Annotated in this window: 22 protein-coding genes; 2 read left to right on the top strand and 20 right to left on the bottom strand. The window is 49.8% G+C overall.

The features are described 5' to 3' along the window. Positions 1 to 96: 96 nt before the first annotated feature. The 9 genes from PP769_RS00760 to thiS all read right to left on the bottom strand — a co-directional run bounded on the left by PP769_RS00760 (position 97) and on the right by thiS (position 9,267). Positions 97 to 1,008 carry a M23 family metallopeptidase gene (locus PP769_RS00760; RefSeq protein ID WP_312644006.1) on the bottom strand — a complete coding sequence of 304 codons (912 nt, stop codon included), beginning with the start codon at positions 1,006 to 1,008 and terminating at the stop codon, positions 97 to 99. Beyond that, positions 1,005 to 2,381: a Pup--protein ligase gene (pafA, locus tag PP769_RS00755; protein ID WP_312644004.1), complete on the bottom strand. Its 1,377-nt coding sequence runs from the start codon at positions 2,379 to 2,381 to the stop codon at positions 1,005 to 1,007. The genes PP769_RS00760 and pafA overlap by 4 nt, the downstream gene beginning before the upstream one ends. A 284-nt stretch (positions 2,382 to 2,665) precedes the next feature. Beyond that, positions 2,666 to 3,349, bottom strand: a complete 684-nt coding sequence (gene prcA / locus PP769_RS00750; protein WP_312644002.1) for a proteasome subunit alpha — start codon at positions 3,347 to 3,349, stop codon at positions 2,666 to 2,668. 3 nt (positions 3,350 to 3,352) lie between these two features. Then, positions 3,353 to 4,195, bottom strand: coding sequence for a proteasome subunit beta (gene prcB / locus PP769_RS00745; RefSeq protein WP_312644000.1), 843 nt, complete (start codon positions 4,193 to 4,195; stop codon positions 3,353 to 3,355). Between the two features lie 42 nt (positions 4,196 to 4,237). Beyond that, positions 4,238 to 5,716, bottom strand: a complete 1,479-nt coding sequence (dop, locus tag PP769_RS00740; protein ID WP_312643998.1) for a depupylase/deamidase Dop — start codon at positions 5,714 to 5,716, stop codon at positions 4,238 to 4,240. 30 nt (positions 5,717 to 5,746) lie between these two features. Continuing rightward, positions 5,747 to 7,429, bottom strand: a complete 1,683-nt coding sequence (gene arc / locus PP769_RS00735; RefSeq protein WP_312643995.1) for a proteasome ATPase — start codon at positions 7,427 to 7,429, stop codon at positions 5,747 to 5,749. Between the two features lie 196 nt (positions 7,430 to 7,625). Continuing rightward, positions 7,626 to 8,252 carry a thiamine phosphate synthase gene (thiE, locus tag PP769_RS00730; RefSeq protein WP_312643993.1) on the bottom strand — a complete coding sequence of 209 codons (627 nt, stop codon included), beginning with the start codon at positions 8,250 to 8,252 and terminating at the stop codon, positions 7,626 to 7,628. Between the two features lie 12 nt (positions 8,253 to 8,264). Further along, positions 8,265 to 9,038 carry a thiazole synthase gene (locus tag PP769_RS00725; RefSeq protein WP_312643991.1) on the bottom strand — a complete coding sequence of 258 codons (774 nt, stop codon included), beginning with the start codon at positions 9,036 to 9,038 and terminating at the stop codon, positions 8,265 to 8,267. Positions 9,039 to 9,057: 19 nt separating this feature from the next. Continuing rightward, positions 9,058 to 9,267, bottom strand: a complete 210-nt coding sequence (gene thiS / locus PP769_RS00720) for a sulfur carrier protein ThiS (RefSeq protein WP_312643989.1) — start codon at positions 9,265 to 9,267, stop codon at positions 9,058 to 9,060. Positions 9,268 to 9,512: 245 nt separating this feature from the next. On the opposite strand from thiS, the gene PP769_RS00715 reads away from it, so the two are divergent. Together PP769_RS00715 and PP769_RS00710 are read left to right on the top strand one after the other, a co-directional pair. After that, the gene (locus tag PP769_RS00715; protein ID WP_312643987.1) at positions 9,513 to 9,989 is read left to right on the top strand and encodes a histidinol-phosphatase; all 477 of its coding nucleotides are present in this window, start codon (positions 9,513 to 9,515) and stop codon (positions 9,987 to 9,989) included. A 124-nt stretch (positions 9,990 to 10,113) separates the two neighbouring features. Beyond that, entirely contained in the window at positions 10,114 to 10,350 is a 237-nt protein-coding gene (locus tag PP769_RS00710; RefSeq protein ID WP_312643985.1) for an Lrp/AsnC family transcriptional regulator, read from the top strand. A gap of 27 nt (positions 10,351 to 10,377) precedes the next feature. Here PP769_RS00710 and PP769_RS00705 read toward each other — a convergent pair whose 3' ends face one another. The 11 genes from PP769_RS00705 to ffh form a co-directional block, all read right to left on the bottom strand. After that, on the bottom strand, positions 10,378 to 11,691 hold the full coding sequence (locus PP769_RS00705) for a S41 family peptidase (RefSeq protein ID WP_312643983.1): 1,314 nt from the start codon (positions 11,689 to 11,691) through the stop codon (positions 10,378 to 10,380). Between the two features lie 27 nt (positions 11,692 to 11,718). Continuing rightward, positions 11,719 to 12,963, bottom strand: a complete 1,245-nt coding sequence (locus PP769_RS00700; RefSeq protein WP_312643981.1) for a murein hydrolase activator EnvC family protein — start codon at positions 12,961 to 12,963, stop codon at positions 11,719 to 11,721. Further along, positions 12,912 to 13,811, bottom strand: coding sequence for a cell division protein FtsX (locus PP769_RS00695; protein ID WP_312643979.1), 900 nt, complete (start codon positions 13,809 to 13,811; stop codon positions 12,912 to 12,914). The genes PP769_RS00700 and PP769_RS00695 overlap by 52 nt, the downstream gene beginning before the upstream one ends. Beyond that, positions 13,808 to 14,476: a cell division ATP-binding protein FtsE gene (ftsE, locus tag PP769_RS00690; protein WP_312643977.1), complete on the bottom strand. Its 669-nt coding sequence runs from the start codon at positions 14,474 to 14,476 to the stop codon at positions 13,808 to 13,810. The genes PP769_RS00695 and ftsE overlap by 4 nt, the downstream gene beginning before the upstream one ends. Positions 14,477 to 14,619: 143 nt before the next feature. Then, positions 14,620 to 15,006 carry a YraN family protein gene (locus tag PP769_RS00685; RefSeq protein ID WP_312643975.1) on the bottom strand — a complete coding sequence of 129 codons (387 nt, stop codon included), beginning with the start codon at positions 15,004 to 15,006 and terminating at the stop codon, positions 14,620 to 14,622. Beyond that, positions 15,003 to 15,656, bottom strand: a complete 654-nt coding sequence (gene rnhB, locus PP769_RS00680; protein ID WP_312643972.1) for a ribonuclease HII — start codon at positions 15,654 to 15,656, stop codon at positions 15,003 to 15,005. The genes PP769_RS00685 and rnhB overlap by 4 nt, the downstream gene beginning before the upstream one ends. Positions 15,657 to 15,681: 25 nt before the next feature. Beyond that, entirely contained in the window at positions 15,682 to 16,140 is a 459-nt protein-coding gene (gene rplS, locus PP769_RS00675) for a 50S ribosomal protein L19 (RefSeq protein WP_312643970.1), read from the bottom strand. A gap of 15 nt (positions 16,141 to 16,155) precedes the next feature. Further along, the gene (gene trmD, locus PP769_RS00670; RefSeq protein ID WP_312643968.1) at positions 16,156 to 16,920 is read right to left on the bottom strand and encodes a tRNA (guanosine(37)-N1)-methyltransferase TrmD; all 765 of its coding nucleotides are present in this window, start codon (positions 16,918 to 16,920) and stop codon (positions 16,156 to 16,158) included. After that, complete coding sequence (gene rimM / locus PP769_RS00665) at positions 16,910 to 17,452, bottom strand: ribosome maturation factor RimM (RefSeq protein ID WP_312643966.1); 543 nt, start codon at positions 17,450 to 17,452, stop codon at positions 16,910 to 16,912. The genes trmD and rimM overlap by 11 nt, the downstream gene beginning before the upstream one ends. 81 nt (positions 17,453 to 17,533) lie before the next feature. Further along, positions 17,534 to 17,812: a 30S ribosomal protein S16 gene (gene rpsP / locus PP769_RS00660; RefSeq protein WP_312643964.1), complete on the bottom strand. Its 279-nt coding sequence runs from the start codon at positions 17,810 to 17,812 to the stop codon at positions 17,534 to 17,536. Positions 17,813 to 17,872: 60 nt separating this feature from the next. Then, positions 17,873 to 19,261, bottom strand: coding sequence for a signal recognition particle protein (gene ffh, locus PP769_RS00655; protein ID WP_312643962.1), 1,389 nt, complete (start codon positions 19,259 to 19,261; stop codon positions 17,873 to 17,875). Positions 19,262 to 19,612 lie beyond the last annotated feature (351 nt).

Raw genomic sequence — 19,612 nt, 5'->3', positions numbered from 1 at the left:
CGGTAATCGAAATGAATCTGATGTCTGCGAGAAAAAAAGACCGTTCAGGGTGAGTCCGGAGCAGCGGAGGAATATTCAAATGCCGCCATCCTTAAATCAATTTGCTATGGGGAGAGCGGTCAATGCATATGGATTGATTCGGGAGCCATTTAAGTGTATGCCCCAATGGAGATGCGGGCCCGTAGCTCTTCCTGTGGCTCCGACTTTGCCTAACGCCTCTCCTTTCTGAATAGTTTGGCCAGAAGTGACATCGACCTCTGAGAGGTGAAAGTACATGGAAAATAGGCCTACCCCATGATCCAGGACCACACCCTTTCCGGAAAAGAAGTGATCAACTGTTTTGACGACGATACCTTTGTTAATGGCTTGAACCGGAGTACCCTTTGGCGCCGCGATATCTTCTCCTGAGTGGGGTTTTCTGGTCTGACCATTAATCACCCGGCGACTGCCAAAAACTCCAGTGACTTTCCCATTCACAGGTTCAAGAAACGGACCGTCCCATAAAGGACGTGTACCAATGTGGTGAAAGGCCTCTGCCAATTCTTTTTTTTCTTTTTGAACGCGCTGTAGGGTTTTAGCGTCAAGGTCCACTGTATTCTTCGGCAGCGTCAGGTGTTGGACGGAATAGTCTTCTTTAATGATTTGGACGGTGTAGCTGAGATGGTCCGATCCGGAGTCGGAACTGACCGTGATACTCAACTCCTGCATTCCCGGTGGATCTTCCATATCGATTCCCACTATACCTGCAAAGCGGGTATCACCGTGTGGGAAGAAGGGGATCTTCCGCTTGAGAAATAGGCCACTCACTTTGGCCTTAGGTTGGGAAATCGGCACGTCAATCCAGAGGACTTGGCCCTGTTTTCCGCTGAGATGGCCATTGGCACCCGGTCGGTTCCGTTCCGCGCTCGGAACGATCTGAATAGGGAAAATGCTGGCAAGCAGCAGGCAAACGACAAACAAGACTTTCCATGAAGCTGTAGGACGGCGTGGGGACAATGAGCTTATCATGGGAAGAGCCGATTATGAGGCACCTGGCTGAGCAATTCTTCTACGCGTCGATTAAAAGGACAAAAGGGGTCCATGCACAAAATGGTTTCTTCCCAGTACCCGTTCAGTTTGAGATAGGTCCAATCCACAGTATATGACCGATTTTTTGCACGGGCAAATCTGATGAAATCTCCTCGCACTTTTGCTCGTGTGGTTTGAGGAGGAACCGTTTTGGCCTGTTCAATTGCGTCCTCATCAATCATTTTTCGAATGTGATTACGTTCTGCCAGGAGATGAAACAGGCTTCGTTGTCGATTAATGTCATGATATTGCAAATCCATCATGCCTAATCGGGGGTCATCCCATCCACAAGATTTTTTGGCCATGTAATTTTCGAGAATCCATTGCTTGGTGATCCAGTCGATTTCGCGGACGAGTGCCATGGGTGAGGTATTCAGCATCTTCAACACGCGACCCCATTCATAATGCACCTCTGCCATGACTTTGTTAGGAGGCTGCAACGCCAAATATTCACCCGCCCGTTCCCAGAATGTCTGTTGAATTTCCAATGCCGTCAGGTTGCTCCCATCTTCAAGCTTGACGGTTTTTTTCAGAGTGGGATCCCGAGAGATGTCTCGAATCGCTTTGACAGGTTCTTCTAGTTCAATATGTGGAATGGTGAATCCGTCTTCGATCATGGAGAGGACGATCATGGCTGTCCCTACTTTTAAGTAGGTGGAAAACTCCGACATATTGGAATCGCCGAGGATGATATGAAGCCGACGGTATTTTTCGGCATCGGCATGAGGCTCATCGCGAGTGTTGATAATGCTTCGGGACGACGTTGTAGAGGACGAAGTTTTTTCATGAATATGTTGCGCTCGTTGGGAGATGAAATATTGAGACTTTCCGGAAACTTTCAGTATTTTTCCGGCTCCCGAAAAAATTTGACGAGTGACGAAAAAGGGGATGAGTTGTTCGCTGACTTTCCAAAAATCCACATCCCGACGCATAAGGAAATTTTCATGGCAGCCATACGTGTTGCCGAGGGAATCCGTATTGTTCTTGAAGATGAAGATCTCGCCGGACAGTCCTTCTTCGCGCAAGCGCTCTTCGGCAATGGGCAGACAACTTTCCAGAATCCTCTCACCGGCTTTGTCGTGGATGATCAAATCAAGCAGGTCGTCGCATTCGGGCGTGGAATATTCTGGGTGGCAGCCCGTGTCTTGATAGAACCGCGCCCCATTGGTGAGAAAGGCATTGGATGGCCAGCTATTGGGGATAAGTCCCTCAAAAATATACCCGAGTATTTTTTCAATGGGAAGGTAGACCCGTCCATTCGGCGAAAATGTCAGGCCATATTCACTCTCAAGACCAACAATGCGTTTCATCATCCCCGGCCCCTCCCTCTCCTGAGGCTTTTTAAGGGCATATTATCCCACGTCCGCCATCGGACCCCTTTCGTTTGAAGGATCTGACCGCCAATTGACAATAATCCTCCTCGAATGCTTCGGTCTTCTTAAACAGGCCTTCTTGTGTAATCCTATCTTTCACTTTCCGGGTTTTGAAAATGGAGCATTTTCGAAAATATGGGCATTATTTCAATGAATCTTATACTCAGAATACACCCAGATCAGGTAATGATCAACTAAGGTATGAGGGAGGAACGTACGAGAAGTTATGCGAGAATTTGGGTAGCTTCGAGGATCGGGACTCGCCGAAATCTTCTACCTATTCGGGTTCGGTCCAACACCGCGACTTCCAAACCTTCTAGGTTTGATCGAGGATCCGTGCCCTGTTCAAAGGCATGTTGGCAGAGTGTTAAGGCTTCTTTAAGGGATGGGCAAGTTTGAGGAATTTCTTTTCTGAGGAGGGTTAAGATGGTTTCAGATCGTCCTCCAATGGCGGTGAATTTTCGTTCATCCACAATACTCCCATCAAAAGAGATGCGGTATAACTCATTGCGCTCCGGTGTCTCACCGACCTGAGCCAACAGGAGTTCCACCTCGTAAGGTTTCATTTCCTGGCTAAAGAGCGTGCCGAGAATTTGTGAATAGCCATTTGCCAGTGATCGTGCGGTCACATCTTCGCGGCTATACATCATGCCTTTGACGTCCGCATGTTGAATGCCGGCTTTTCGGAGATTCTCAAATTCACTGTATCTCCCTGCCCCGGAAAATGCGATGCTGTCATAGATCTCAGAAATTTTAAACAGGGAGGCGCTGGGGTTATCGGCGACAAACAGCACGCCATCTGAATATTCCATGGCGATGATCGACCGGCCTTTGGCGATGCCTTTTTTGGCATATTCCGCCCTGTCCTGCATCATTTGTTCGGGTGAAACGTAATAGGGCAGGGCCACGGTTTATGTCTCCTGTTTCTCGTTCACCAATGCCTCGCACATGGTAGCCAATTGGGTGTCATCCACATCCCGGACCCCCCGGGAATCAACTAATTTGACGGTCGGGAATATTCGTCGGACCAGGTCTGGTCCACCGGTTCCGACATCTTCATCTGCGGCATTGAGGAGCGCGCGAAGGGCCACTTTGACCGCCGCGTCCTCTGGTAAGTTTTTCCGGAAATATTCTTTGAGGGTCGATCGAGCATCTTTCCCGCCTGAGCCGACTGCGTGAAATTCCGTATCCTCGTAGCGTCCTCCCGTTATGTCATATTTGAAGAGTCGGCCAGTCTCTCGTTTGTGATCGTAGCCGACAAACAGGGGAATGACCACGAGTCCATGTAAGACCATGGGGAAATTGGCCTTTACCATATGCCCAAGCCTATTGGCTTTCCCTTCGCAGGTTAAGGGTTGGCCGTCAAGTTTTTCATAATGTTCCAGTTCGATGCGGAAAAGTTTTGCCATTTCCACGCAGGGTCCTGCAGCTCCTGCAATAGCCATGGCAGAAAAGCCATCGGTTTGAAAGACCTTTTCCATTCGATTCGCGGCGATTTGAAATCCTTCTGTGGCGCGACGGTCTCCGGCGATGAGGACGCCGTTATCATAGGTGAAGGCGAGAACCGTGGTGCCGTGGGGCCAGGGAAGATGCCTGGTAGCCATCAACGAAGCGTCTGTTTGGCCTTGCTGAGGGAGTGAGTTTTCCCACCGCGCCATGGGGAGTAAGTCGGGTCGTTGGGAGGTGAGGTATTGGTAGAAACTGGAACACGGGTCAGCTGAGAAGTTTGGAAGGGAGACGTTTTCAGAATTCATGCAACCTCAATGTTACCTGACCGACTGGATTCCCTGTTTCATTCAGGACTTCACGAGTCGGGATAATAACTGATCCACGGAGGTAATGTCCCTAAACAATTCCTGGGTGAGTTGTTGGGTGCCTCGATAAGGATCCATCAGTGGAATACGCTTAATGGTAGAATTTCCGGCATGAAGGAGGACGGAAGTCCAACTCATGCCGTATACCCGGCCTGGCAGGTGCTTTAAACATTGTCCCCTGAAGAATGCCCGTGTGAAGGCGGGTGCAGTCTGGCGAGCACGTTCGACTTCCAGCTCGAGTGTCAAACGTTCAATTTGTCCCGTCCGCTCCAGGGTATAATACAGTCCTTTGTCCGGTCGCACGTCGTGATACTGTAGATCCATCATGGCCACCCTGGGATCATTCCAGGAACAGTGTTTGCGATCCATGTAGGACTGAATCAAGGCATGCTTGGCGACCCAATCGACTTCTCGCCGAAGCTCGAAAGGATCACGCTCCAAGGTATCCAAGGTGGATTCCCAGCGGACAAGCACCTCCTTGGTGATAGGGGAGACCTCTCTGGTTCGATAAAAGTCATGGGCTGATTGCAGGAAGGCCCGCTGAATAGCGATAGCGGTGGTGTGTTGGCCATTGTTTAGCGGAAGCGAACTTTTCACCGTCAGATCTCGTGATACTGCCTTGATGGCCCTGACCGGATCGGACAACTCAATATGCGGGAGAGGCCCATGCTGCTCCAACATTTCCATGATAATGGCCGTCGTGCCGACCTTCAGGAAGGTTGATACCTCGGACATATTGGCATCACCCACGATGACGTGAAGGCGTCGGTAGTCGGCTTGATGGGCATGGGGTTCATCTCGGGTATTGATGATGGGACGGTTCACCATGGTATTGAGATCAAGCAGACATTCAAAAAAATCCGCCCGCTGTGAGATTTGATAGTGAATAGGATCTGTGCCGTTCTCCGCTCCGACTTTCCCTGCGCCACAAAAAATGGGACGTGAAACAAAGAAAGGGAGTAGAACGTTGGCTACCTGCTCGAATGGAATCCGGCGGGACAAAATGTAATTTTCGTGGTATCCGAAGCTGTTTCCTTTTCCGTCTGAATTGTTGCGGTAAACCAGAAAATTCTGTTCTCCGATACTGTGGTTCAGCCGGGCCAAGCACTCAGCCACAATGTGGTCCCCGGCACGTTCATAGGCCACCACTTCCCGGGGGTTGCTGCATTCGGGAGTGGAGTATTCCGGGTGAGCGCCATCGACGTAGAGGCGACCGGCATTCGGCAATACTTTATTAAGTTGACGATTATAGGTGGCGCTTGGTCGTTCGGGTTCGCCTTCGACCGGAAAACCACGCGCATCCCAAAAGGGATTTTCATTTTCGTAATCCCATAGAGCCGTGGGAGCGGGGAGATGGGGACAGTGACTGATTAATCGAAGGGAATTCGCTACGGGATCATGGTGATCTGGGGAGCGAGAAATAATCCCGAATTCAGTTTCCGTTCCAAGAATTCGCAGCAAGGAGGCCTCATGAAAAGCAGCTAAATATGATTAAAAATAATGACCAACGCTGATGGTTTCTATTTCTCGTGGCTCTGAATCCTCATCGGTGGTTAAGGTGCGCACATGAACGATTTTTTCGCCTTTTTTCCCTGCTATTTTTGCCCAATCATCGGGGTGAGTGGTATTCGGTAAATCTTCCTGTTCCTTGAATTCTTCTCGAATGCCACGCAGAAAGTCCTCCGATTTGAGACCTTTGGCGTCGCCGGAGATTGCACGTTTGATGGCCAATTTTTTCGCTCGGGAGACCACACTTTCGATTAATGCACCACTGGCAAAATCTTTGAAGTACACGGTTTCTTTTTCACCATTGGCGTAGGTGACTTCAAGAAATTGATTTTCCTCCGTCAACGCATACATTGCCTCGACCGTGGTGTCGATAAGATGATTGATATACGTTGATCGATCTGAGCCATGTTGGGTCAATTCAGATTCCGCAAGGGGTAAGTCTGAGTGGAGGTATTTCCCAAGGATATCCTTTGCACTCTGTTTATCAGGTCTGGGAATCTTGATTTTGATATCCAAACGTCCCGGCCTCAAAACCGCCGGGTCAATGAGGTCTTGCCGGTTACTGGCACCAATGACGATAACGTCTCGAAGACTTTCTACTCCATCAATCTCAGATAAAAATTGGGGTACGATGGTCGATTCCATGTCCGAGGAAATTCCTGTCCCTCTTGTTCGGAATAATGCATCCATTTCATCAAAAAAGACGATGACCGGATTGCCGTGTGACGCCTTTTCCTTGGCTTTCGCAAACACTTCTCGAATTTGACGTTCGGATTCACCGACATATTTGTTCAATAATTCGGGTCCCTTGATGTGGAGGAAGTAACTGCGAACGTCCTTGCCTTTAAGATGCCCGAGTTTTTTCGCGATGGAGTTTGCGACAGCTTTGGCAATCAAAGTTTTTCCGCATCCCGGGGGTCCATACAACAGAAGGCCTTTTGGGGGTGATAACCGGTGTTCAGCAAATAGCTCAGGGTAAAGGAAAGGCAATTCAACGGCATCCTTTACCTGCTCCAGTTCTTTGGTTAACCCGCCGATTTGGTCATACTGAATATCCGGAACTTCCTCGATGACAAGTTCCTCCATTTCACCTTTGGGAAGTTTTTCGATGAGGTATCCGGATCGTGGTTCAAAGAGCAGGTGGTCGCCGACACTCAAAGCCTGGGATTTCAGCGAATCCGAGATTTCAACCACTCGCTCGTCGTCCAGGCGAAGGCTGACCACGGCTCGACCATCGTCCAGGAGGTGTTTGAGATGGGCGATTTCGCCCTGCGGATCATACCCTCGCGATTCAATCACGTTCAGGCCTTCGTTCAAAATTACCTCTTGGCCTTTTTTGAGGGATTCTGCCGGAATAGATGGATGAAGGTTGACCCGTAGCTTTCTGCCGCCAAGTGAGACATTCACGGTCCCGTCTGTGTTGGTGTTGTAGAAGACGGCAAATGTTGATGGAGGCGCAGTGAGTTTGTCGACTTCCTTTCGAAGCGCTTCGATTTGTGCTTTGGCTTCCTGCAACGTAGAAACTAACTGCTCGTTTTTCTGCTGAGAAAGGTGCAGCTTCTGACGAGATTCATGCAGCTGCCGCATTTCGAGTTCCATGGACTCAAGCTCGGTTCGTAACTTTTCAATTTCACGGATATGATCGTCTGTTTTTCGGATACCCATAGTTAGATCCTACCTGATTCAAGGTTTCAACGAAACCGAAGGCCACATCTCACTCTAAAAAAATCTTTCTACCTGTCAGTAGATTAAGTGGTAAAAGGGAAATCCGCACGTTCCTTCTCTGAAAAGATCTTACCACCCAAAAAAAATTAGGGTCAACCAAACACCCGCATGGTGACGGCTAAAAGAAGTTGACAATTCAGGACAATCGTGCCAACAGTTCACGGGTGGTGTCTGGAATGGAGGGCGATTGAAGAATAGAGGAAATGACGGCTACACCGTAAGCTCCTGCTGATAAGACGTCAGGAATTCTGATAGGAGTGATTCCTCCGATGGCATAGATGGGCAAGTGGAGGAAACGGCTGGTTTCCCGAAGCACCTGTATTCCTAAAGGTGGTCCATATGCTCGCTTTGAAGGCGTATCAAAAATGGGACCCAGCACGATGAAATCGGCGCCTTCCCCTTCCGCCACTCGGGCTTCTTCAACGGAATGCGTTGAGACGCCGATGAGGTGTCCCGTCCCTAACAGGCGACGGGCCACAGAAACGGGAAGACTATCTGTCCGAAGATGTACGCCGTCGGCTCCCAGGGCAAGGACCAAGTCGATTCGATCGTTCAATAAGATGGTTCCCTGGCGGTGCTTGATGAGAGGGCCGAGCTGCTGACAGAGAGAAGTCAATTCTCGAGTCGTAAGATCTTTTTCCCGGATTTGTACCATCCGGACCCCGGCGTCTACCGCTTCGGTTATCACGGAAGTGAGAGGACGATGAAGGGTTTGATGGCGGTCGGTCAGAAGGTAGAGTCTGGGAAGAATGCGCGAGGACATTCCGAACAGGGGTTACAACATACCCTCGATAGGGCTACTGGCAGTCGCATATAACTTCCTGGGAATTCTCCCAGCCTTGTATGCCAAGCGTCCGGCATCAACGGCAAACCGCATGGCCGTGGCCATCATCAACGGATCCTTGGCTCCGGCAATAGCCGTGTTCATTAATACGGCATCAGCGCCGTATTCCATGGCCAGGGCTGCGTCAGAAGCGGTTCCAACTCCGGCGTCGACGATGACCGGTACATTGACCGTTTCCATGATGATTTTGAGATTATATGGATTGCGGATCCCAAGCCCAGAACCGATCGGTGCTGCGAGTGGCATGACGGCAGGACAGCCAATATCGACTAACTTTTTGGCGACAATGGGGTCGTCATTCGTATATGGCAAGACGACAAAACCTTCGGCAATCAAAATTTTTGCGGCTTCAATGAGTCCTGCTGTATCAGGAAATAGTGTGCGTTCATCTCCAATGACTTCCAATTTCACCAAATCTGAAACCCCCGCAGCGCGGGCCAGTCGAGAATAACGAACGGCATCTTCGACGGTATAACATCCTGCCGTGTTGGGTAAAATGGTGTATTTCTTCGGGTCGAGATAGTCCAGTAAATTTTCTGATTTGTTATCGGTAATATTGACGCGGCGAACTGCAACCGTCACCACATCGGCCCCGGAAGCCTCAATCGCTTTTCGGGTTTCCTCAAAGTTTTGGTATTTTCCTGTTCCAACCCAGAGTCGAGAGTGGAATGTTCGACCGGCAATGATTAACGGATCCTGATTCATCTCTTCCCCTTCAATTTCCTCATGTGGGAGAGCCGCCTCCAATAAAGCTTAAAATTTCAACCTTGTCCCCATCGTGGAGATTCCAGTTGAGGAATTCTCCGCGGTCCAAAATTTTAAGGTTGATTTCTACTGCGACTTGTTCGGAACGGAGGTGAAGCGTTTCTAGAAGCTGTGCGACCGTCAAAGGTTCCTCGGCCTCGCGGTGCTCTCCATTCACGACTATTTTCATGCGTATAGATAAGAACGCAATGGCCAGTGTATTCCAGCCATGCAGGAGTTCATCCTACGGGACTTGAGAAATTCTTGTCAATGAAATGCCCTGGAGTGACAAAGGAGAGAAATGGGTCTGTTGAGCCAACGAAGGCGTATTATGATGACCTGGTTTTATCGCTCACATCTGACATAAAATAATCCTGGCACGCAGTGGATCCTTGAGATGGGAGTAAACCAGCTTGTCCCGCTGAGGCGATCGTCATGGAGAAAAACATCAACCAGGATCTCATAGCTTTGTTCGCCTCGATGGCAGGTTTGCTGGCATCCAGAGGTGAAAATCCCTACAAGGTCAAAGCCTATCGCCGGGCTGCTGATTCACTGAAGAGTCTCCAAGAGGATGTGACAGAGTTGGCAAATCGTGGCGAACTCCAAACGATTCCCGGCATCGGCAAGGAATTATCCCTAAAAATTCGGGAATTTCTCTCTACGGGCCGTATCCGTGCGTATGAAGAATTGAAAACTCCTCTCCCCGGTACAGTCCTGGAATGGGTGGAGTTACCAGGATTTTCAGAACCAATTGTCCACGACCTCGTTTTTCGATTGGGGATTACAACTTGGGAAGATCTGGAGGCCTTGGCCCAATCGCATTTACTGCAAACCCTTCCAGGTCTGGGGAATCGGGGTGAGGAGATCTTAACGGCGATTCAAGCGAGGCGAGCAGCTTGTCAGGAGCCATAAATTAGAGAAGGTAAGTGGAAGACGTTTCTCCCATGGTTTCCGACGGGCGCAATCCCCATCGCCATGAAACAGGAAAAGGGTATGGAAACATATCAGACATTCACCTCAGCAGGATGGTTAGGTAATGGCAATTTCGGCATTTGTTTTGATTGACACGACAGGCAATCACACCAAGAGTGCATATAAAACTCTTACACGCATTCAAGGTGTGAAATCTGTCTATCCCGTAACAGGTCCGTTCGATTTAATTGCCCATGTGGAAGCCGAAACATTAGAGGAGCTGAACGACCTCATTATGGTTCGTCTTCGAGGTATTGATGGCGTCATTAAAACGAATACGGCAATTGTTCTCGACTTCTAAATTCTTCAGCGTTTTATGCCGGCCGCGCTAAGCGGCCGGCTTCAACTGTTTAAAGACTTTCCATGATTTCAACATTTCTACTGCCTTAAGTAATTGAAGGTCCTCGGGAGGAATGGGTTGGGGCTGGTCCTTGTCCTGGGGATCCGATGGAGCTGGGGGTTTGGCAGGAGAAGGTACAGGGGAACTCACAGTGCTCTCGTCTTTTTTCCCTTCGGAAGATTCCTGTTTCGCCACCTGGACGGGTTTCGGATCAATGACGATGTCGGGTTGCACCCCAATTGAATGAATAGACTTGCCGTTTGGCGTAAAGTATTTCGCCGTGGTCAGACGAAGGCCTGACCCATCGGAGAGGGGGAGAATGGTTTGCACCGACCCCTTTCCAAACGTTGTGGTGCCAATAACGACGGCTTTCCCCCAATCCTGCATGGCTGCAGCCACGATTTCTGAAGCGCTGGCAGAACCGTGGTTGACCAACACAATCATAGGATATTGATAGTTCTTACTACTTGCTCGTGCGCGATATTCATCCTTTTTGCCATTTCGTCCTTGTATCGAGACCACGAGCCGGCCGGATTCCAGGAATTGTTCGGAGACTCCTACGGCAGCAGTCAACAGCCCACCGGGATTATTTCGAAGATCCAGAATTAAACCCTGAATATTTTTGGAAGCTAATTTTTCCAGTTCCCCTGAGAGATCGTCGACTGTCGCCTCTTGAAATTGGCTCAAACGAACATATCCAACGTTGCCCTCCAGCAGCTTGGAACGAACGCTTTGAATTTTAATGATATCGCGTTTGAGGGTAAAGATCAGTGGTTTTTCCAGTCCCTCACGCTCTATGGTCAATTCCACAGAAGTTCCTCGTGCCCCGCGCATCTGCTGAACGGCTTCCATGAGGGTGAGATCTTTTGTTGGTTTGTCGTCAACTTTGATAATGGTGTCACCGGGCTGGATGCCGGCTTCGAAGGCCGGCGTATCCTCAATAGGAGAGATCACGGTCAGGCGATTGTTTTTTACACCGATTTGAATGCCAAGTCCTCCGAATTCTCCCTTCGTTTCAACTTGCATTTCTTTGAACATATCAGGAGTCATAAACGAAGAATGTGGATCGAGTCCGGCTAGCATGCCTCGTAGGGCACCCTGGACAAGATCTTTGGTTTGCGTTTCCTCCACATAATTCTTTTTGACTTGCGAAAGCACTTCAGCGAAGATCTGCAATTCCTCGTAGGGTTCGCTGGCATACCCCGCCCGGTCTCCTCCTTTTCCGATGACAATCCCCACCAAAAGGATGGCAGTTAAGGTCAAACCAGAAATCACTACCGTCGACAATCGTTCATGTGACATGAGGTGTTCCTTCTTCCAGTTGTTCAATTAAGGCTGTTTTACCAGCCATTTCAGGGGATCGATGGGGGTGGTGCCTTTACGTAACTCAAAATAAAGAGTGTCTTCTTGGGTGACGCCTGTTTCGCCTGTTTCACCAATGACTTGCCCGTTTTTGACAGATTGGCCTTCAGCCACTAAGAGCTTTGAGGCATGGGCGTAAAGAGAATAAAAGCCATTGGTATGGTCGACGATGACGACCAGGCCGTATCCTTTAAGCCAGTCGGCATAGACGACGTTTCCCGATGAAACTGCCCGAATCGGACTCCCTTCCTTCGCGCTGATTTCTATGCCCTTTTTTGTCACAAATGTATCAAAAGTGGGATGTTTTTGCCGACCAAAATTCGAAACCACTTTTCCTTCCACAGGCCAGAGGAGGGATCCCAGGGATGGGAGAGCTCCAGGTGGTTGGCGCATCCGGGATTGTGCCAATTTGAAACGTTGGTCCAATTCTTTGAGAAGGCTATCCACCTGTTCAGCTGATCGCTGCAGGTCTTCAACCATCCGTTCATGTGCGTCCTTTTCTTTGGAGAGACTAACCAGGACAGAGCGTTTTTGACGTTTGAGCCCTGAGACTTTTTTGATGGTCTTTTGGGTTTCTCCCTGGAACCGAAGGAGATCCTCGCGGGCCGCCGTCTGTTTTTCCTTGAGCTGCTGGAGATTCAAAAGGTCTTCTTGAAACTGTCGGACAAGATGATGCTCACGTTGGGCAACCCATGAAAGATAATCCATCCGGTGTGCGGCATCGGTGAATGATTCAGCTGCAAAGAGAGTTTTCAAATAGCCTGTGCGTCCCTCCATGTATAATAACCGAAGTCTGGCGGAAATGGAGGATTGCCGGGTTTGTACGTCCCGCTCAACTTCCCCAATCTTTGTGCTCAGATTCGCCAATTCCTCGTCAGTTACTTTGATCTGGTCATTAATGCGATTCCGTTCTTTCTTTTGCTCATAAAGCTGGCGATCCAATTTATCAATTGTTTTCAAAACCGACCCATGCTTCTTCTCGATCCGTTTGGTTTCTTTTTGGGTTTCGGCAATTTCCTGATTGAGCTTTTCCAACCGCAGGCGTTCCTGACTGATTTCATCTTTGATGGTGGATGGGTCAGCGCTCCAACCGGCTTGGACTAAGATGAGGAGCAGTCCGATTGGGAGCATTCCTGTGGGGAAAAATAGGTTAATTCGCGTCATAGACGAAATCGCAACGATCCATAAATGGTAGTCAGTGTTCCCAGGCATCCCAAGAGGATTCCTCCTGCTATCAAAATGAGTGAGAGGGGAAGGGGAAAAAACTCTAATGCGGAGGAAAATCCCCCGAACACGCTCATGCCTTGTGTTTTGTGCGTGAAAAGTTCAAATCCCCCACGTAAGAATCCTAAGGCCATACCACCCCCCGCAGCCCCTAAGATGGCTCCCTCAATGAGATACGGAATGCTAATAAAGAGACTCGTCGCCCCGATTAACCGTAAAATTTCGATTTCCTGCTGTCTGGTATGAAATGCCAGTTGCACGGTAATCGCAATGATCGTGACGGAGGCTAAGGCCAAGATGCTTCCAACGACTAACGCGCCGAACTCCATATAGGCGATGATGAGGGTGAGGCGCTCGATCCAATCTCGATTATACCGAACCCGATCGATATCGGGATGATGTTTGAGCCGGTTGACCAGGTTGGCAATCATGTCGGTGGTGGGGGTCTTAGCGGCCATGGTCAATACCAAGGATGCGGGAAACGGGCTTTCGCCTAGACCTTCCAAGAGATAGACTTCCTCGGGAAATTGTTCTTTGAATTCGATCAACGCGTCCTGCTTTGAAATAAAGGTGAGGGAGTCCACCACTGGATCCGTCTGGAGGCCCTGTTGTAAATCACGAAGTTTGCCGGATTCAATGCCATCCTTGGGATATACGATGATTTGAATCGTGTGTTGAACCTGACCCAACAGATTATGCACGTTATGATAAAGAAGGAGAAAGATGCCAAAGCTGGTCAGGGTGAACGCGGTGATGAGAATACCAATCAGTGTACTGGTCTGATGCGTGCGGAGGCTGGTATAGGCTTCACGGATAAAATACCAGAGCCGTTTCACGTATACGCTCCTTGGTCAGACACGAGATGTCCGCAATCCAGCCTGAGGATTCTTCCATTCAATTGCTCCACAACTTGGCGATTGTGGGTTGCCATCATGACGGTAGTTCCCCGGGTATTGATGGCTTTAAATAAGGCCGCAATTTCGGTGGTCAGTTGGGGGTCTAAATTTCCCGTTGGTTCGTCGGCTAACAGTATGATGGGACTGTTCACAATCGCTCTGGCGATACACACACGTTGCTGCTCTCCAGCGGACAGCACGGAAGCAATAGTGCTGAGTTTATGGTCCATCCCCACCGCGCGAAGGGCTTCAAGAACCTTCCGACGCGATTCAAACGAGGACAATCCACGAATAATGAGTGGAAGGGCCACATTTTCGGAGACCGTCCGCTGCGGGAGCAATTTGAAATCCTGAAGAACATACCCCATAGTTCTTCGATGATAGGGGACATCGGATCCTCCGAGTCTGGCGATGTTGCGATTTTGGACGAGGATTTGACCTTCATCAGGGTGTTCTGCTCCAAAAATAAGCTTGAGGAGGGTGGTTTTACCGGCTCCACTTGGTCCGGTGAGTAATACACATTCACCTTTTTCGATTCGTAAGGAAATATCTGAAAGCGCAAGGCAACCATCGTAATATTTGGTGACGTGAAATAATTGAATCATGCTATCTTATGGCCTGGACCTTGAATTGGCTTATCGTCTAGATAAAAAACGAAACCAGGGTTTCTGGGTGCAAGTACCCAGAAAGAGCTGCCGACCGTTCACCTTCAGACATTGGACCTCATGCAGAGGCCAACCTCTTTAATTTACCATTGCCAGTCGGAGCTGGAAACCTCAAAAGCCTGTTCCAGGTGAGTTAATTTCGGAGAACCCTCGGTGGTTCCCGCGATCAAGATAACATCAAACCGGCAAACTTGGTTGCTGAGGCCCTGTTGAGAAAGATAATACGACGCCAATTTAATGATTTGGCGTTTTTTGCGCGCATCGATGGCATAGGGAGCGCCGCCGAATCGATCGGTGCGTCGTCCCTTTACCTCAATGAACACCAGCGTATCATGGTGTTGTGCAATGAGATCCAATTCTCCACCTCCTACCCGCAGATTTCGCTCAAGAATCCGATAGCCCTTTTTCCGGAGCCATTCCTCTGCCAACTCCTCCGCTGATCGCCCAAACTGGTGAGAAGGCGTGGTCATGCGAGCGAGGGCACATTCAGGCAGGCTAGGACAGGTCCGAAGCTTCGACGATGCCCGGGGCAAGGGCCGAACTGCTGTAATCGTCTGAGATGTTCCGGTGTGGGATATCCTTTGTGGAGGTGAAATTGATACTGAGGAAACCGTTCGTGATAGGAGGTCATCATGCGATCTCGTGCTACTTTGGCCAGAATAGATGCGGCAGCAATAGATCGGGAAAGTTGGTCGCCTTTGATAACCGGTCGTTGAGGGACAGAAACCTTAGGGAGGTGCAACGCATCAAGAAGGAGATAATCTGGTGGCGTAGCCAGGTAGTTAAGAGCCCGGCAACCGGCCAATCGTGTGGCCCCCAGGATGTTGAGTTCGTCAATCTCCTGTTCTGACGCCATGCCGATGGCCCAAGCGATGGCCCGCGTGGTGATGGCCTCATATAATACGTGGCGTTGCTGTGCAGTCAGGAGTTTGGAGTCGTCGAGAAGGACCGGTGACCACCGACGTGGAAGAATCACGATCGCGGCAACCACCGGCCCGGCCAAAGGACCGCGCCCAGCCTCATCCAGGCCTGCAATGCGCCGGTATCCAAGGGCTCGGGCCGCTTGTTCAAAAAAATCTGTCGGGCCCGTACCCATCCATGAGGGAGAGTCGGTGTGCAATGAAAGGTGAGCCCTTTCTCCTACGTTATTCCGCTACTTCCGTGGGTTCCGATTCACCGGATTCAGGGACCTCGACTGCCGCCTCAGCATTTTTCACGGTTTTTGGTGTACGCGAAAACTCCCGTTCTGAAATTTTAGCAGCTTTGCCTTTTTTGTCTCGAAGATAATACAGCTTCGCCCGCCGCACTTGACCTTTTCTGATGACTTCGATGCCTGCCAGATTAGGAGAATGAAGGGGGAAAATTCGCTCGACTCCGACTCCAAAGGAAATCTTACGAACGGTAAAATTCTCGCATACCTTACGGCCTTTTCGAGCGATCACGAGTCCTTCAAACACCTGAATGCGTTCTTTGGCCTCTTCCTTCTTTTTCCCGTATTGTCGTTCTTCGACCACGCGCACTTTGACTCTGACGGTGTCACCAATTTCAAAAAACGGCACGGTTCCCTGTGCCAACGATTGCTCTAAACGCTCCAACAGATTCATGAGAGTCTCCCTCCTTCAAGGTCTCGTCGTACGACCGGACGTCGAGGTATAGTTGTGTTCAATCTCTTCCAATAACTCACGATCTTCACTACTCCAAGTATGATTATTTAACAAATCCGGCCGTTTCAGCAGCGTTTGGCGCAAGGATTCTTTTCGACGCCAACGGCGAATGGCTTCATGGTTGCCGGACATTAAAATGTCGGGAACCGACATGCCTCGAATTTCAACGGGTTTCGTGAAATGAGGATAGTCTAACAGGGATTCCACAAAAGACTCCCGTTGAGCAGAATGTGGATCCCCTAATACTCCGGGTATGAGACGCATGGCCGCATCGATCATCACGAGTGCCGCCAATTCACCACCTGTCAGCACATAATCCCCGAGGGAGATTTCTTCAACCCGCAAATGTGTTCGCACCCGTTCGTCAATTCCCTCATAGTGCCCACAAATAAATAGCAACGGGCGGGTATCCTGGCTCAGGTCATTCGCAAGTCCATGGGAAAACCGGATGCCCTGTGGAGAGGGGATGATGATGCGTATTTCATTGAGGTCCGGTGTTATCCGATCAATGGCTTGAAAAATCGGTTCGGCCTTCATGACCATCCCGCCGCCACCTCCGTACGGCGTATCATCCGCTGTCCGATGTGGATCATGGGTATAGTCTCGAATGTTATAGACATTGAGTGTGAGTAGGCCCTTATCCTGGGCGCGTTTCATGATGCTCTGTGAGCTCACAGAGTGAATTAACTCCGGAAATAATGTCAAAATGTCACAACGCATACGTGGTGTCCCACCATTCACGTGAGGTTAACCGCAAAATCTTATGGGGGAGGTCTACCATGGCAATGGTTCGCCGACTGGCAGGGACCAGAATTTCACGATCCTCATTTCGAATCACAAACACATGATGTTGGGGATATTCCAGCACTTCTTCTAATGTTCCTATGGAATGTCCTTCGGCATCTTCAACCCTGAGCCCGATTAATTCAAACTGATAATACGTATCAGTGTCCCTGGGAAGGTTCTGGTTCTCTGGAATCCTGATCCAGGCCCCTCGGTACAAGGCAGCGGTTTCCGGTGTCGAAAACGCTGAAAGTCCTAAAATCACCCCCTGGTTGATTTGCCGAACCGAGGTCACCAGGGTTTCCAGAATCCTTCCATCCGGAAGGGCCAGTGTCACCGTCTCTAATCCCTCAAACCGCCCGGGAACATCCGACAGCGATTCAATGCGTACTTCCCCATGGACGCCGAACGGCTTGAGAATCCGGCCAATGGTTACCATGGAAGAAGGGGATGGCTCAGGAGCATCCATAATTTAACCATTAGTACGGTGGCATCCTAAAATGCAGATACAACAGGGCAATACCTCTCCCATTACCCTGCCATGCCGAGATTATTTGGCGGGGGCTTGTTTGGATTCCCGAAAGGCCTTCAAGATGCCGGTTTGTCGTAATAACCCCCTGACGGAATCAGTGGGCTGAGCCCCATTTTGAAGCCAATTCAACACCCGATCTTCTTTGAACGACGCCTTATCGCTTGCCTTGAGGGGGTCATAAGTCCCAATGACCTCAAGGAACCGACCGTCCCGCGGCATGCGGGCATCGGCTGCCACTACTCGATAAAATGGCCGTTTATGCCGGCCCACACGTGTAAGTCGCAAATGTACTGCCACTGGCAATCTCCTCTATCGTGAATATGAATGAATGAAAAAGCTCAAGGAGACTTCAATTTTTTACCGGGCATGGATAGCCCGGCGGATCAGCTTCCCGCGCTTTTTTCCTTTTCCCATCCCCATTTGCCCTCCGACCAGGGACTTCATCATGCGTCGGGCATCCAGAAATTGTTTAATGAGCCGATTGACCTCCGGAACGGATGTTCCGCTACCTTTGGCCACCCTCTTTTTTCGATTCCCATTTAAAATCGTATGATCCCGTCTTTCGCGCGGGGTCATCGAATCGATAATCGCCACCACCCGTTTCATTTCTTTTTCGGGTACCTGGGCATTCCCGGCGGCGCCGGAACCCATCATCGTTTTAATTTTTTGCCCGCCCGGGAGCATGTCTAAAATCTGATCGAACGACCCTAATTTATTCACCTGTTTGATTTGATCACGAAAATCTTCCAACGTCAGGGTATTACTCGAAACCTTTTTTTGCAATGCGACCGCTTGTTCCTCCGAAAAGTTCTCCTGGGCTTTCTCAATCAAGGTCAGCACATCACCCATACCGAGAATACGGGAGGCCATTCGGTCTGGATAAAAGGGCTCTAACGCATCCAGCTTTTCCCCGATTCCTAGGAATTTAATAGGTTTGCCTGTCGCCGCACGGATCGAAAGCACCGCACCGCCACGGGCATCGCCCTCGACCTTCGTTAAAATGACGCCAGTGAGACCGAGAGCCTGATTGAAACGTTCGGCGACAGCAACCGCTTCCTGGCCGGTCATGGAGTCGGCGATTAGCAAAACTTCCTGTGGCTTAACGCCTGTTTGGATATCGACTAATTCCTGCATCAATTCTTCATCGATTTGCAGTCGACCGCCGGTATCCAAGAGCACCACATCGTAGCCGTGATCACGCCCGCGAGTGACTCCATCCCGACAGGTTTGAACGGCCTGGGCGCCAGGTTGCCCCTCGTTCGTCCCACGATGGACCGTAATATCAAGGTCAGTTCCGAGTGAGGTCAGCTGATCTCCTGCGGCTGGGCGACGGGGATCGGCTGCGACCAACAAGACCCGCTTGCCTTCGGTTTTAAAATAATGAGCGAGTTTTCCGGTGGTGGTGGTCTTGCCTGAGCCTTGCAATCCAACCATCATGATGACGGTAGGGGGTTGTGAAGAGAGATGAAGGGCACTCTGTTCATGGCCGAGAAGGTCCCGCAGCTCCTCCCAGACAATTTTCACCACCTGATGGGCGGGTGTGAGACTTTTCAGGACTTCCTGCCCGACGGCCTTTATACGAACTTTTTCAATAAAGTCTTTAACAATTTTGAAGTTGACGTCGGCTTCCAACAGCGCCAGGCGCACCTCTTTCAGGGCATCCGTAATATTTTGTTCAGTTAGCACGGCTTGGCCGCGTAACTGTTTGAAAACTTTTTCGATTTTCTCTGTCAGCGAGATAAACATGAAAAGGGATCCAATGGAAAATACACCATTTTAAGCAAACCCAAGACAATAGTGAACAAACATCGGGCATGTCAAGTTGAGTGCCACCTTTTGGTTGGGCAAAACCGGGATGGGTCTCCAACCGAAATCTTTTGGTTTCATGAGTGAAATCCCCGTGATGGGCAAGCAGGACCTATATCAAAATCAGCTTGGGGCGTAGGCATGAAGGAGGAGTAACAGGCCGGGTGGATCAGGCTAGCTCTCAAAGAGTCAGGCCGTTATCATGAACCGATACATCAAGCTAATTGAGTTTATCCTAATAGTATAGTGTCTCGCGTCAAATTTTAAATGGGTTTCACTGATCGCATCTTC

This window comes from Candidatus Nitrospira allomarina, assembly GCF_032050975.1.
GTDB lineage: Bacteria > Nitrospirota > Nitrospiria > Nitrospirales > UBA8639 > Nitrospira_E > Nitrospira_E allomarina.
Note: the sequence above shows the minus strand (reverse complement) of the source record. Positions and strands in the feature narration are given on the sequence as shown.

Excerpts from the sequence above, each read along its gene's own strand:
- ftsE (WP_312643977.1), bottom strand. The coding sequence starts at position 14,476 with ATGATTCAATTATTTCACGTCACCAAATATTACGATGGTTGCCTTGCG.
- arc (WP_312643995.1), bottom strand. The coding sequence starts at position 7,429 with ATGGGTATCCGAAAAACAGACGATCATATCCGTGAAATTGAAAAGTTA.
- PP769_RS00725 (WP_312643991.1), bottom strand. The coding sequence starts at position 9,038 with ATGAATCAGGATCCGTTAATCATTGCCGGTCGAACATTCCACTCTCGA.
- PP769_RS00700 (WP_312643981.1), bottom strand. The coding sequence starts at position 12,963 with ATGCCTGGGAACACTGACTACCATTTATGGATCGTTGCGATTTCGTCT.
- PP769_RS00685 (WP_312643975.1), bottom strand. The coding sequence starts at position 15,006 with ATGACCACGCCTTCTCACCAGTTTGGGCGATCAGCGGAGGAGTTGGCA.
- pafA (WP_312644004.1), bottom strand. The coding sequence starts at position 2,381 with ATGATGAAACGCATTGTTGGTCTTGAGAGTGAATATGGCCTGACATTT.
- PP769_RS00710 (WP_312643985.1), top strand. The coding sequence starts at position 10,114 with ATGGCAATTTCGGCATTTGTTTTGATTGACACGACAGGCAATCACACC.
- rplS (WP_312643970.1), bottom strand. The coding sequence starts at position 16,140 with ATGAATCTGTTGGAGCGTTTAGAGCAATCGTTGGCACAGGGAACCGTG.
- PP769_RS00715 (WP_312643987.1), top strand. The coding sequence starts at position 9,513 with ATGGAGAAAAACATCAACCAGGATCTCATAGCTTTGTTCGCCTCGATG.
- PP769_RS00760 (WP_312644006.1), bottom strand. The coding sequence starts at position 1,008 with ATGATAAGCTCATTGTCCCCACGCCGTCCTACAGCTTCATGGAAAGTC.
- rimM (WP_312643966.1), bottom strand. The coding sequence starts at position 17,452 with ATGGATGCTCCTGAGCCATCCCCTTCTTCCATGGTAACCATTGGCCGG.
- thiS (WP_312643989.1), bottom strand. The coding sequence starts at position 9,267 with ATGAAAATAGTCGTGAATGGAGAGCACCGCGAGGCCGAGGAACCTTTG.
- PP769_RS00705 (WP_312643983.1), bottom strand. The coding sequence starts at position 11,691 with ATGTCACATGAACGATTGTCGACGGTAGTGATTTCTGGTTTGACCTTA.
- prcB (WP_312644000.1), bottom strand. The coding sequence starts at position 4,195 with ATGAATTCTGAAAACGTCTCCCTTCCAAACTTCTCAGCTGACCCGTGT.
- ffh (WP_312643962.1), bottom strand. The coding sequence starts at position 19,261 with ATGTTTATCTCGCTGACAGAGAAAATCGAAAAAGTTTTCAAACAGTTA.
- thiE (WP_312643993.1), bottom strand. The coding sequence starts at position 8,252 with ATGTCCTCGCGCATTCTTCCCAGACTCTACCTTCTGACCGACCGCCAT.
- trmD (WP_312643968.1), bottom strand. The coding sequence starts at position 16,920 with ATGCGTTGTGACATTTTGACATTATTTCCGGAGTTAATTCACTCTGTG.